Source organism: Hymenobacter baengnokdamensis, from assembly GCF_008728635.1.
Taxonomy (GTDB): domain Bacteria; phylum Bacteroidota; class Bacteroidia; order Cytophagales; family Hymenobacteraceae; genus Hymenobacter; species Hymenobacter baengnokdamensis.
On sequence record NZ_CP044285.1, the window covers coordinates 2610040 to 2623769 of the forward strand.

The following is a 13730-nucleotide window of genomic DNA, read 5'->3' on the forward strand; positions in this document are numbered from 1 at the left end:
TTATAATATAATGACTATCCGGAACCGGCTTACCTGGCTCTTTCTGGGCGTGGTGGCCGTGCTGTTGCTGGGGGTGCTGGCAATGGTTTTTGTGCTGCAGATGACCACCTCGCAGCGGGAATTCCGGCAGCGGCTGCGCGAGCGGGCGCAGGTGACGGGCTATATCTACCTCGAAAAAGATGAGATGCGGGCCAGCGCCTTCCGCGACTTTGAGAAGAAATACCTGCAATCGCTCAGCAACGAGATTTTACAGGTCTACGACGCCAAAGGGCAGGTGCGCTTTGTGGCGGAGGATGAGCGCGTGCGGCTTTCGGATGCCATTCTGGCCCGTATTGTTACCAACAAGGAAGTGTACTTTCAGCTGGGGCAGCGGCAGGCGGTTGGGCTGTTTTATCAGGATAATCAGGGCGACTATATTATTGTAGCAGCGGCCGAAAATGTATATGGCAAGCGGCGGCTGAAAAGTCTGGCTTCCATAATGAGCGCGATTTACATAAGTAGCCTGCTGGTAATCTATGGCGTAGGCCGGGGGTTTGCCGGGCGGGCGCTGGCTCCCATTGCGGCGCTCAATGACCAGGTAGACCGCATTACGGCGCACGACCTGCACCAGCGGGTAGATGAGGGCTTTTTGCGTACCAGCGAGCGCGATGACCTCACGCGCCTGGCCCGGACCTTCAACCGGCTGCTGGAGCGGCTCGAAGCCAGCTTTCAGGGCCAGCGAGCCTTTGTGCGCAATGCCTCGCACGAGCTGCGCACGCCGCTAACGGCTAGTATCGGAGAGCTTCAGGTATTGCTGGCGCGCGACCGGCCGCCGGCGGCTTATCGGGAGGGCGTCGCATCGGTACTGGCCGAGTTGCAGCAGCTCAAGGCCTTAATTAATAATCTGCTGGACCTGGCCCAGGCCGAAGAGGCGGTGCCGCTGACCGATGAAGTGCGCCTGGATGAGCTGCTTTGGGAGGTGCGTGAAGCCGTGGCGCCGGCTCAGCGCGCGCGGATTCAGGTTGACTTAGGCGACCTGGCTGATTTGCCTGCCGACCCTGCCGATTTTGTTGTGCTCGGCCACCGTGGGCTGCTAGTGCAGGCTTTGGGTAATCTGGTTGATAACGCGCTGAAATATTCGGCCAGCGACCAGCGGGTGCTGCTTAGCCTGCGCTGTCTGGCCGGTGGAGAACGCATTGTGCGGGTAGCCGACACCGGCATGGGTATCGCGGCCGACGACCTGGCACAGGTGTTTCAGCCCTTTTTTCGGGCTGCTGCCGTGCGCGGAGTAACCGGGCATGGGGTAGGGCTGCCACTGGCCCAGCGCATTGTCGGCCTGCACGGCGGCCTGCTCACGCTGCGCTCGGAGCCCGGCCGGGGAACAGTAGCAGAGCTGGTATTTGTTGGCCGGTAGCGGAACAGCCAAAAAGGACGAAGGAATTCATCTTTCTAATCGGTTTCTAATGTCCTTCTAATTCTGACCTAATGTACTGGTCGGACCTTTGCTTCTTAATTAGAAGCTACTGCTTTTGACAGCGGGCCCACAATAGCTCCACTTCGAAGTTCCTAAGCAGCAGATTTACCCTTTATGCGTTTTCAAATTTCTGTTTTTCGAATCCTGGCTACTGCCGGAGGCCTAAGCTTAACGGCGGTAGCGAGCTGGGCTCAGCTGCCACAACCCAACGCAGCCCGGCCAGCTACCGGGGCACCCCTGCCAGCCGTTACAACGCCTGCTACTACACCAGCGACGACCGGCCAGCAGCCGGGCGCCGCCAGAGGCACTACCAGCCCGGCCCAGCTACCGGGGCAGCCTACCGCCACGCCTACATTCGGCCAGCCGGGTACCCCCCTTACCAGTCCCGGCGGGGCGGCCTCCAGCCCGGCTGCTACCTCCACCACTTCAGCTCCCGGCATGGGGGCGGGCCGGCTGGTAGCGCCGGCGGGGGCGCTTACTGCCCCAGGTGCTTCGGCTGCCGGTGCCCCCACCATCGGTGCGGGAGGCGGTAATGGGCTGAACAGGTATCCAATTGAGCTGGGTGTGCCGACTGGTGCCGCGGCAACCGCTATTCCTACCGATACGCTGCGCGTAACGCTCGACCAGGCGCAGGCGCGGTTTATGCAGGCCAACTTTCAGCTGCTGGCCCAGCATTTTAATATCGACGTGGCTAACGCGGCTATCCGGCAGGCGCTGCTGCGTGATAACCCTAACCTCCAGATGGAGGTGAACGCCTACAACCCAAATACGAATACCTTCTTCCCCCTGAATAAGCAGACTGACCCGACGAACCCCACGGGCGGTACCTTTTTGGCGCAGATTCAGCAGCTTATTGATATATCGGGCCGGCGCAGTAAGCTCGTGCAGCTTTCGCGCACGGGGGTTGCGGTGCAGCAGGCGGCATTTGAAGACCTGCTGCGTCAGGCCCGCTTCCAGCTGGTACAATCGTTCTATAACGTAGCGGCCGAGCGCCGTAAGCTGGGCTTTACCGAGCAGGAGCGCGTTCAGCTGGGCCGCCTGCTGGCCGCTTTCCGCGAGCGGCTGCGGCTGGGGGTGGTGGCTTCTTACGAAGTAACCCGCCTCGAACTGGAGCAGCAAAGCCTGGAGCGCGACCGCAGCGACCTGCTCAATCAGCTTACCCAGGACCAGGCTACCCTGCGCGTACTGCTGGCCGCGCCGGGCTCCGTGTTTGTATCGCCCGAAGGAGTGGAATTTCTGCCCGATGCTCCGGCTGTAGTGCCTGAGTTGGCTTATCTGGAAACCCAGGCCTTTGCGCTGCGGCCCGACCTGCGGGCGGCTACCCAGCAAACGGTCTATACCCAGCAAAACCTGGCCGTTCAGCATTCGCTGGCTATCCCCAAGCTCCTGGTAGGCGCGGACTATGCCAGTCAGGGCAGCACCTATTCGCATTATTTTGGCTTGCAATCGGCCATCGACCTGCCGATTGCCAACCGTAACCAGGGCAATATTCAAGCCGCTAAGATTGGTATTCAGCAGTCGGGCTTTGCGTTGAATGCGGTGCATTTACAGGTGGAGCAGGATGTAGCGTCCGCCTACGAGCAGTTGCAGCGTGCTATCACCTTGCGGCGCAGTATTACGCCCGACTACCTGGCCCGCACGGCCAACGTGAGCCGCGACGCTGTAGCCGACTATAATCGCCGCCTTATCGACCTGGTGAGCTTCATCGACAAGTTTCGGGCCTATAAAGAGGCGCAGCTTGGGCTTATCGATATCAGCAGCCGCCTGCTGCAAAGCGAGCAGCAAGTCAATTTCGCCACCAACGCCAAAGTATTTTAATTAACTAAGAAGCAAGAAAGGGATTTGGCCTGCCGGCTGATTACGTCCTTCTAATTCTCTACGTACCCAAATGAACGTGTTTCAAAAAATGCCCTTTCGCTTGCTTATCACGGCTGTGCTGGCAGCGCCAATACTAAGCCTGCCCGCCTGCAGCGAGAAAAAAGCTGAGCTTCCTACTAATAGCAAGGACACGGAGTCGACTTATCGGACTGATACAGTAATGACGCGTAACCTGGCCGATGACCTGCGCTTTACTGGTAAAGTAAGCTATGACCAGCGCCGCGTCGACCAGGTATTTCCGGTGGTGAGCGGTAATGTACTCGACGTATCGGCTACGCTGGGTGCGCATGTGCAGCAGGGGCAGGCCCTGGCCCGCGTGCAAAGTGCCGACGTGAGCGGTTACCTCAACGACTTTAATGCCGCCAAGAGCGATTTTGCGCTGGCCCAGCGTAATGCCAACAACACCGAGCAGCTTTATAAAACCAACTTCGCTTCGCAGTCAGATTTGATTGCCGCCCGCGAAGGCCTGGTTAAAGCCCAGTCGGCCCTGAACCGTACCCAGCAGATTCTGAAGCTTTATGGCGCTAGCAGCAATGGCACTGCCAAACCAATCTACGAAGTAAAAGCCCCGGTTAGCGGGTTTGTTGTGGCCCGCAATGTGAACCCTAACATGCAGTTGCGGCCCGACAACTCGACGCCCCTTTTTATTATCTCGGACCTGAGCAGGGTCTGGATTCTATTCAATATCTACGAAACTGATATTTCGGCCTTGCGCATTGGCCAGCAGGTTGATATTACGGCGCTGGCTTATCCCGACAAAAAATTCTCGGGTACCATCACCAACATCTCGAACGTAGTTGATGCTGATACGCGGGTGCTGCAAGCCCGGGTAGAATTGCCCAACCCAGGGGGACTTCTCAAGCCTGATATGTTCTGCACCGTGAGCCTGCACCTTGAAAATTCGGGTAAGAATCTGGCGCTTAATCCTAAATCGGTGATTTTCAGCAAGGATAAGTACTTCGTAGTAAAGCAGACTGCGCCTGGCAAATACGCAGTTGTGCCGGTTAATGTGGTGCGCTCAACTCCGGAATATACCTATGTAACGGGAAGCCTTAAGAATGGTGACCAGGTGGTTACGGAAGGTAGCCTGCTACTATTCAACGATTTGACGGATTAGTTTTTAGTTGCCGGCTACACGCTGCGCATTGCCGGCCGCCGGTAATTACTGCGCAACGGGCTGCCGAAGCCAAAAGACTCGCCCCGGCTTCATGAGCCGCTGGCCCGGCATTGCCTGGCAACTGCCAACCAACAACTGACAACTAGTTAACAATGAACAAATTCATAAAAGGCCTCATCGGTTTCTCGCTGAAGCATCCCTATGTCATTTTCTTTATCACGGCACTAGTGGTTGTGGCAGGGGCAGTGAGTTTCTACTATACTCCGGTAGAGGCTTACCCCGATGTAACAAACACGGAAGTGGTAATTATTACGCAGTGGCCTGGCCGCTCGGCCGAAGAAGTAGAGCGCTTCATCTCCATTCCGATTGAGACGGAGATGAACTCGATAAGCCGCAAAACGGTCATTCGCTCCATTAACCTGTTTGGCCTTTCCTTCATCAAGATTGTGTTTGAGGACGGGGCTGATAACTTCAACGCCCGCATGGAAGCCGCTCAAAAGCTGGCTAACGTGAACCTGCCCGATGGCGTGACCGCTGGCGTGCAGCCACCTACCGGCCCGACCGGGGAAATCTACCGTTTCACCCTCGTCTCCAAAACAAAAACGGCTACTGAGCTTAAAACCCTGGAGGATTGGGTAATTGAAAAAAACCTCAAGGCGGTGCCGGGAGTAGGCGACGTCGTTAGCTTCGGCGGTAAGGTAAAAACGTACGAGGTAGCCGTAACGCCTCCGCTGCTAACCAAATATGGCTTGACGGCCCTCGACGTATTTCAGGCTTTGCAGCGCGCCAACGTGAACGTGGGCGGCGACATTGTGCGGGAAGGCCAGCAGGCGTTTGTGGTGCGCGGTATTGGCATTGTAAAAAATGTGGCCGATATCGAGAAGATTATCATTAAAAATGTGAACGGTGTGCCAGTGCTGGTTCGCAATATCGGCACCGTACACACCTCTAACCTGCCGCAGCTTGGCATAGTGGGCCGCGACGACCACGACGATGTAGTGGAAGGTATCGTGCTCATGCGCAAGGGTGAAAACCCGGGGGCCGTGCTGCCCCTGCTCGAAGCCAAGGTAGACTACCTGAATACCACAGTGCTGCCCGGTGATGTACGCCTCAAGGTATTCTACGACCGCACCGAGCTTAACGAACATACCCTGCACACAGTAGGGGAGAACGTGGCAATGGGCATTACGCTGGTAACCATTATTCTGCTGATTTTTCTGGCCGACTGGCGCACCACGATAACCGTTGCAATGGTTATTCCGCTGGCCCTGCTCTTTGCCTTTATCCTGATGCGCTGGAAAGGCATGACGGCCAATCTGCTCAGCATCGGGGCTATCGACTTCGGCATCATCATCGACGGGGCCGTGGTAATGGTGGAAGGGCTCTTTGTAATGCTGGCTCACTGGGCCGAGCACGAAGGCATGGAGGAGTTCAACAAGCGCGCGAAGCTGAGCAAAATTCTGCACACGGGTACGGAGATGGGTAAGTCCATCTTCACGTCCAAGCTCATTATTGTAACGGCTCTGATTCCCATCTTCTCGTTTCAGAAAGTAGAGGGAAAACTGTTTTCCCCGTTGGCCTTTACCCTCGGGTTTGCGCTGCTGGGCGCCTTGCTGCTGGCCCTTACGCTGGTGCCGGTGCTGTCGTCCATCCTGCTGAAGAAGAATGTGCGCGAGCGGCATAATCCGCTCATCGAGTTTCTCAACCGCAACTATGCGCCTCTGCTCGATAAGGTAATGGGCAACCCCCGCACGGCAATGCTTACCGCACTGCTGGCCCTTATTGCCGGCATTGGCGCTTTTCACTTCGTCGGAACGGAGTTTTTGCCCCACCTGAACGAGGGCAGCATCTACGTGCGGGCCTCGATGCCGCTGAGCATCAGCCTGGAAGATTCCTACCATTTTACCAAGCAGTTTCGGCAGGATTTTGAGCAGTACCCGGAGGTACGGGGCGTGATTTCGCAGACCGGCCGTCCCAATGATGGTACCGATGCCACGGGCTTCTTCAACCAGGAGTTCTTTGTCGATTTGTACCCGGCCGAGCAGTGGAAGCGTAAGATTACCAAGGATGAGCTAATTGTAGAGATGCAAAAAAAGCTTAGTCACTACCGCGGGGTTGACTTCAACTTTTCCCAGCCGATTTCCGACAACGTGGAGGAAGCCGTATCGGGCGTAAAGGGGTCGATGGCCGTGAAGATTACGGGCGATGACCTTAATTTCCTGGATAAAAAAGCCGATGAAGTATATGCGCAGCTAAAGAAGGTAAAAGGGGTTGAAGACCTCGGTATCTTCCGAAATCTTGGCCAGCCCGAACTGCACATTACCCTCGACCCGGATAAGATGGCGCAGTTTGGCGTGAGCGCTGCCGACGCCAACGCGGTTATTGAAATGGCAATCGGCGGCAAGGCCGTGAGCCAGGTGTTTGAGGGTGAGCGCAAATTTGACCTGCGCCTGCGCTACGATATCCCGTATCGTTCAACCCCCGACCAGATTGGCGACCTCACAGTGCCAAATCTGAGCGGCGGTAAAATCAAGCTTCAGGAAATTGCGAAGATTGAAAACGTATCGGGTCCGGCCTTTATCTATCGGGAGAATAATTCCCGCTTTATCGCTATCAAGTTCTCGGTGCGGGGCCGCGACCTGGGCTCGACTATTGCGGAAGCTCAAAAGCTGGTGGCGGCCAACGTGAAGCTGCCCAAAGGCTACGCAACGGGATGGAACGGCGAGTTTGAAAACCAGGAGCGTGCCCAGCGTCAGCTTTCCATCGTGGTGCCTATCAGCATCCTTGCTATCTTCTTTATTCTGTTTATCTCCTTTGGCAACGTGCTTGATTCGGTGCTGGTGCTGCTCAACGTGCCCTTTGCCCTCATTGGGGGTATCGCGGCGCTACTGCTAACGGGCGTTAACTTTTCTATCTCGGCCGGCGTGGGCTTTATCGCACTCTTCGGGGTAGCCACGCAGGATGGGGTAATTCTGGTCAATAAATTCCGCCAGAATATGCGCGAGGGTATGCCCCTGGTGCAGGCCATTAAAGATGGGGCCCGGTCACGACTGCGCCCGGTAATGATGACGGCACTCATGGCTTCGCTCGGGCTCTTACCAGCTGCCCTCAGCCACGGCATCGGCTCTGAAACCCAGAAGCCGCTGGCTATCGTGGTTATTGGCGGCCTGATAACCGCGACGCTGTTGTCGCTGCTTATTTTGCCGGCGGTTTACGAGTGGGTATATAGCAGCAAGCAGGAGCGGGAGCGACATAAATAAAGCCTTCATCCTGAAGTAATTTAAAAGCCTCCAGTCTAATTGGCTGGAGGCTTTTTTTGGCATCTGGAAACAATTTCTAATCTCTTCCTAATCTAATACTAATCTGTTTCCAATGTAGATGTAGTGGTAATGAATAAAATACGCTGGCTTTAGGATAGCTTTGTAAGCTAACCCAAAGCCAAGCTTAGCCGTGATTACGCAGAATAAGTTACATCTAAAGGGAAATCGACTTCGCGCCATAAGTAGAATCCTTGCTTTTTTAGTAATTTTCGCTACCCAGGCCTTAGCCCAGCCCGCTGTAGACACCCTACGCCTGACGCTGCCCGATGCCGAGCAGCGCTTCGTGCAAAACAACCTGCAGCTGCTGGCCCAGCGCTACAACATCACGGCGGCGCAGGCACTGGCGGTGCAGGCAAAGCTCATTGATAACCCGACTATATCGCTGGACCAGAATATTCTGCAGCAGTCGATTTATCGGCAGGAGCCTGATGGCGCGGGCCAACAGAACCAGGTGGCATTTCAGGTGCAGCAGCTGTTTGCGCTGGCGGGCCGCCGACGCGCAGCGGGCAAAGCTGCCCAGCAGGCGGCCGTGGTCGAAACCTTCAACCTCGAAGACCTGGTGCGCAACCTGCGCTTTCAGCTGCGTACGACGTTTTACGACGTGTACTTCCGCCAGCAGACCCTGCGCGTGTACGATACCGAAATACCCCAGCTTCAGCACACTGTAGACCTTTACCAGAGCCAGTACGAGAAGGGCAACATTGCGCTCAAAGAGGTTATCCGGCTCAAGGCGTTTCTCTTTACCCTGCAAAGCGAGCGGCTGGGCCTGATAACCGAGCAGGCCAATGGCCAGGCCGACCTGCACGTGCTGCTGCGCGACTCGACCCGCTCGGCTTACCAGCCGGTGGTTGACCCCAACCGCGTGCGCGACATCTCGCTGAATGCCTACTCCGAAACGCAGCTGACCGACACGGCCGTAGCTCGCCGCGCCGACCTGCTGGCCCGCCGGGCCGAGGTGCAGCGCCAGGAGCTGAATCTGCGCCTGCAGCGGGCCGTGGCCACGCCCGACCTCGCCGTTGGCTACAGCTACGACCGTCTGGGCTCCTATATCAATAATTATAACTCCCTGACCCTGGGAGTTGCGGTGCCCTTGTTTAACCGTAACCAGGGTAATATTCAGGCCGCTAAAGCCCAGATAAGCAACGCCCAGGCCCAGGCCGCCCAGCAGCAGCTGGTGGTGCGCCGCGATGTGCACGAGGCCTACCAGGTAGCCCTGCGCCAGGACGACCTCTACCAGCACACCAGCCGCGATACGACGCCCTTTGCGCGCCTCATCGACAACATCGAGCAGAGCTATACCAAGCGCCTTATCAGCGTAGTAGAGTATCTGGATTTTTACGAAGCATACAAAAACAACGTTATTCAGCTCAATACGCTGCGCGCCAACCGGATGCGGGCCTTTGAGAGCCTCAATCTTGCCGCCGGGCGCACGTTCTTCCGCGCCGAATAATTCTTTCTCACTAGCCTCGAATGACAAGGAGCTGTGCTTTCGGAAGCCTGCCCTGCCACTACTCACTATTCATGAATCGCGCTGCTTATTTTCTGTTGCTGACCCTGGGCCTGGGGGCCTGCTCCAAGTCGGAATCTACGACGAAAGAGGAACCAAAAACCGCCAAGAAATTCTCGCTTTCTGACCAGACCCTTAAGGAGCTGGCCTTCGATACTGTGCGCCTGGAGCCCATGCGCAGCGAGCAGTCGTTTTCGGGCCAGGTGAAAACCAATGGCGACAAAACTGCCAAAGTATTCCCGCTGGTAGGCGGAATAGTCGAAAAGCTTAATGTAGAGCTGGGCGACCACGTTACCAAGGGCCAGGTGCTGGCCGTGGTGCGCTCGGGCGAGATTGCCGACGTGCAGAACCAGAACAGTACGGCCGGCACCGACCTGGCGATTGCCCAGAAAAACCTGTCGGTAGCCGAAGACCAGTTTAAAGCTGGTCTGGCGGCTGAGCGCGACGTGGTGCTGGCCCGCGAAGAGCTGCGCAAAGCGCAGAGCAACCTCGGCAAAACCAACAAGCAGCTGGGTATCTATGGGGTGTCGCGCGATGGGCATTACACTATTAAAGCCCCGATTTCGGGCTTTATCACGGATAAAAACGTGACCCAGGGCATGCAGTACACCAATGCCAACACTGACGCCGACGGCTTTTTTACCATCGCCGACCTCGACCAGGTATGGGTGCTGGCCAACGTGTTTGAGTCGGACATCGCCAACGTGAAGCTGGGCTACCAGGCCGACATTACCACGCTCTCGTACCCCGACAAGCACTTTCACGGCGTGGTGGATAAGGTGTTCAACGTGCTTGACCCCGACAGCAAGGCCCTGAAGGTGCGCATTCGGCTGCCCAACCCCGGCTACCTGCTCAAGCCCGAGATGTACGCCCAGGTGCACATTCTCAATACCGAAAACCAAAAGGCATTGGCCGTGCCGACCAACGCGGTGATTTTCGACAAAGACCAGCATTTTGTGCTGGTGTATAAAAGCCGGACGGAGGTCGATACCCGCCCGGTGAAAGTGGTGAAGACGGTGGGCGACGTGAGCTACGTGAGCGGCAATCTTAAGGCCGGCGACATTATCGTTACCAAAAACCAACTGCTCGTGTACGACGAGCTGAATGACTAACTGTCATTTAACAGGTAGCATCTGCCGGTTAACAGCCCCTGCGCTGTGGTGTACTGCCACAGCCGGCGCGTTGTAGATAAGCGGTGATAAAGAGCTGAAAAGCAACTGTTAAATGGTAAATGATACTTGCTAAATGAATAAGTTTATTCAAGGCATTATTGCCTTTTCGCTCAAGAACAAGGGCTTTATTTTCCTGCTCACGCTGGCGGCAATTATTGCCGGTGTAGTGAGCTACCGGAATACGCCCATCGAGGCCTTTCCGGACGTAACGAACACCGAAATCACCATCATTACGCAGTGGCCCGGCCGCTCGGCCGAGGAGATTGAGAAGTTTGTGACCGCGCCCATTGAAATCGCGCTCAACCCCGTGCAGAAGAAAACCAGCGTGCGCTCGACCACGCTCTTTGGCCTGTCGGTGGTGAAGGTGATTTTCGATGATGGCGTAGACGACGCCTTTGCCCGCGTGCAGGTCAACAACCTGCTGGCCGGGGCCGACCTGCCCGAAGGCGCGGCGCCCGAGGTGCAGCCGCCCTACGGCCCGACGGGGGAGATTTTTCGCTACACGCTGGCATCTAACGATAAATCGACCCGCGAGCTGAAAACCATTCAGGACTGGGTAGTAGAGCGTAACCTGAAGGCCGTGCCCGGCGTGGCCGACGTGAACAGCTTCGGCGGCGAGGTAAAGAGCTACGAGATATCGGTAGACCCCAGCAAGCTGCAGGATTTTGGCCTCACGCCGCTCGACCTCTACACGGCCGTGCAGCGCTCCAACATCAACGTGGGCGGCGACGTGATAAATGAAGGCCAGCAGAACTACGTGGTGCGCGGCATTGGCCTGCTGAACAACATCTCGGACATCAACAACACGGTCATCAAAAACGTGAACGGCGCGCCGATTCTGGTGAAAGACGTGGCGCAGGTAGCCGAAGCGGCCCTGCCCCGCCTGGGCCGCGTGGGCCGGGGCCTGAACGACGACATGGTGGAAGGCATTGTGGTAATGCGCAAAGGCGAAAACCCGTCGGAAGTTATCAAGCTGCTGCAAGCCAAGGTAGAACTGCTGAACGACAAGATTCTGCCGCCCGACGTGAAAATCAGCACGTTCTACAATCGCCAGAACCTGATTGACTTCTCGACCGAAACCGTTATTCATAACCTCACCGAGGGCATGATTTTCGTGACGGTAATTGTGTTCCTGTTCATGGCCGACTGGCGCACCACGGTCATTGTGAGCATTATCATTCCGCTGGCGCTGCTGTTTGCCTTCATCTGCCTGCGCCTCAAAGGTATGAGTGCCAACCTGCTCAGCATGGGCGCTATCGACTTCGGTATCATCATCGACGGGGCCGTGGTAATGGTGGAAGGGCTCTTTGTGGCGCTCGACCACAAAGCCCACGAGGTGGGCATGGAGCGCTTCAACAAGCTCGCCAAGCTGGGCATCATCAAGAAAACCGGCCGCGATATGGGTAAATCCATCTTCTTTGCCAAGGCCATCATTATCACCGCATTGCTGCCGATTTTCTCGTTTGAGAAAGTGGAGGGCAAAGTGTTTTCGCCGCTGGCCTGGACGCTGGGCTTCGCGCTGCTCGGCGCGCTGATTTTTACTCTGACGCTGGTGCCGGTGCTGGCCTCCATTCTGCTGCGCAAGAACGTGCGGGAGAAAGACAACTTCTTCGTGCGGGCCATCAGCAAGGGCGCGAAGAACGTATTTGATTTTACATATATTCATAAAACCGCTAGTCTGCTGGCGGCGGCGGCGGCCGTGGTGGTGGGCATCGGCATGTACCAGTTTTTGGGCACCGAGTTTTTGCCCGAGCTAAATGAGGGCTCCATCTACGTGCGGGCGCAGCTGCCGCTGAGTATCTCGCTCGATGCGTCGAACAAGCTTTGCAACGAGATGCGGCGCGTATTCATCAGCTTTCCCGAAGTGAGCGACGTAGTAAGCCAGACCGGCCGCCCCAACGATGGTACCGACCCCACGGGCTTCTACAACAACGAGTTTCTGGTGCAGATAAAGCACACCGATGAGGTACAGAAGAACATGAAGCATAAAGCTTACCGGGAGGCGCTTATCGAGCGGATGCAGGAAAAGCTAAACCGTTTTCCGGGCGTCGACTTCAACTTCTCGCAGCCCATCACCGACAACGTGGAGGAAGCGGCTTCGGGCGTGAAGGGAAGTATAGCAGTTAAAATATATGGCACTGACCTCAAGCTGATGGAAGGCAAAGCCCGCCAGGTATATGAGATACTGCAAAAGGTGGATGGCATCGACGACCTGGGTCTGCTGCGCAACATCGGCCAGCCCGAGCTACACGCCGACCTCGACGAGCGTCGCATGGCCAGCTACGGTGTCAGTAAAAGCGACGCCAACGCCGTGCTCGAAATGGCGGTGGGCGGCAAGCAGGCCAGCCAGATGTACGAAGGCGAGCGCAAATTCCCGATTCGGGTGCGCTACGAGCCGCAGTTCCGCGAAAGCCCGGCCCAGATTTCGTCGCTCATGGTGCCCACGCAAGCGGGCAAAACTGTGCCCCTCAACGAAATAGCCGACATCAGGCAGGTAACCGGCCCCAGCCTGATTTACCGCGACGACAACACCCGCTTCTCGGCTGTGAAATTTTCGGTGCGGGGCCGCGACCTGGGCTCAGCCATTGCGGAGGCGCAGGAAAAGGTGAACAAAGTAGTGGTGCTGCCCAAAGGCTACTCTATGAAATGGACCGGCGACTTCGAGAACCAGCGCCGGGCCTCGCAGCGGCTGGCGCAGGTGGTGCCCATCTCGCTGGCGCTCATTTTCTTCATTCTGTTTATTCTCTTTGGCAACCTCAAAGATGCCGGGCTGGTGCTGCTCAACGTGCCGTTTGCCCTCATCGGCGGCATTGCCATGCTGCTCATTACGCACACCAACTTCTCGATTTCGGCTGGTATCGGCTTCATTGCCCTGTTTGGTATCTGTATTCAGAACGGCGTTATTCTTATCAGCGTCTTTAAGCAGAACATGCTCAATAAGATGAGCCTCGACCGTAGCTTGTCGGAAGGCGTGGCCTCGCGCGTGCGGCCGGTCGTGATGACGGCCCTGATGGCTATCATCGGCCTCATGCCGGCGGCCCTCAGCACCGGCATCGGCTCCGAAACCTCTAAGCCTCTGGCTATTGTGGTTATCGGCGGCCTGCTCACGGGTACTGTCCTCACGCTGTTCATCTTCCCGCTGATATTCGAGCGCACGTACCGCGCCTCGCACACGCACTACGCCGACGACCGGACTACCGGCCGCGAGCTGGCCGCGCATTAGGAGCCGGCAGAAGCTCCGGGCTCCTGTTAAAAGAAAGTCATGCCGCATTTTGCGTGGCAT

At 56.7% G+C, this 13730-nt stretch carries 7 protein-coding genes; all 7 read left to right on the forward strand.

What is annotated here, in order from left to right:
• Nucleotides 1-10: 10 nt before the first annotated feature.
• The 7 genes from F6X24_RS11110 (at nt 11) to F6X24_RS11140 (ending at nt 13670) form a co-directional block, all read left to right on the forward strand.
• Nucleotides 11-1393 carry a sensor histidine kinase gene (locus tag F6X24_RS11110; RefSeq protein ID WP_151088060.1) on the forward strand — a complete coding sequence of 461 codons (1383 nt, stop codon included), beginning with the start codon at nt 11-13 and terminating at the stop codon, nt 1391-1393.
• Nucleotides 1394-1567: 174 nt separating this feature from the next.
• On the forward strand, nt 1568-3271 hold the full coding sequence (locus tag F6X24_RS11115; protein WP_151088061.1) for a TolC family protein: 1704 nt from the start codon (nt 1568-1570) through the stop codon (nt 3269-3271).
• 88 nt (nt 3272-3359) lie between these two features.
• The gene (locus F6X24_RS11120) at nt 3360-4448 is read left to right on the forward strand and encodes an efflux RND transporter periplasmic adaptor subunit (protein ID WP_191906296.1); all 1089 of its coding nucleotides are present in this window, start codon (nt 3360-3362) and stop codon (nt 4446-4448) included.
• Nucleotides 4449-4600: 152 nt separating this feature from the next.
• Complete coding sequence (locus F6X24_RS11125) at nt 4601-7708, forward strand: efflux RND transporter permease subunit (RefSeq protein ID WP_151088063.1); 3108 nt, start codon at nt 4601-4603, stop codon at nt 7706-7708.
• 190 nt (nt 7709-7898) lie between these two features.
• Nucleotides 7899-9218: a TolC family protein gene (locus tag F6X24_RS11130; RefSeq protein ID WP_151088064.1), complete on the forward strand. Its 1320-nt coding sequence runs from the start codon at nt 7899-7901 to the stop codon at nt 9216-9218.
• 71 nt (nt 9219-9289) lie between these two features.
• Nucleotides 9290-10387 carry an efflux RND transporter periplasmic adaptor subunit gene (locus F6X24_RS11135; protein WP_151088065.1) on the forward strand — a complete coding sequence of 366 codons (1098 nt, stop codon included), beginning with the start codon at nt 9290-9292 and terminating at the stop codon, nt 10385-10387.
• 133 nt (nt 10388-10520) lie between these two features.
• Nucleotides 10521-13670 carry an efflux RND transporter permease subunit gene (locus F6X24_RS11140; RefSeq protein ID WP_151088066.1) on the forward strand — a complete coding sequence of 1050 codons (3150 nt, stop codon included), beginning with the start codon at nt 10521-10523 and terminating at the stop codon, nt 13668-13670.
• Nucleotides 13671-13730: the final 60 nt, after the last annotated feature.

Coding starts and splice junctions, on each gene's coding strand:
- F6X24_RS11110 (WP_151088060.1), top strand. CDS start 11: ATGACTATCCGGAACCGGCTTACCTGGCTCTTTCTGGGCGTGGTGGCC.
- F6X24_RS11115 (WP_151088061.1), top strand. CDS start 1,568: ATGCGTTTTCAAATTTCTGTTTTTCGAATCCTGGCTACTGCCGGAGGC.
- F6X24_RS11120 (WP_191906296.1), top strand. CDS start 3,360: ATGCCCTTTCGCTTGCTTATCACGGCTGTGCTGGCAGCGCCAATACTA.
- F6X24_RS11125 (WP_151088063.1), top strand. CDS start 4,601: ATGAACAAATTCATAAAAGGCCTCATCGGTTTCTCGCTGAAGCATCCC.
- F6X24_RS11135 (WP_151088065.1), top strand. CDS start 9,290: ATGAATCGCGCTGCTTATTTTCTGTTGCTGACCCTGGGCCTGGGGGCC.
- F6X24_RS11140 (WP_151088066.1), top strand. CDS start 10,521: ATGAATAAGTTTATTCAAGGCATTATTGCCTTTTCGCTCAAGAACAAG.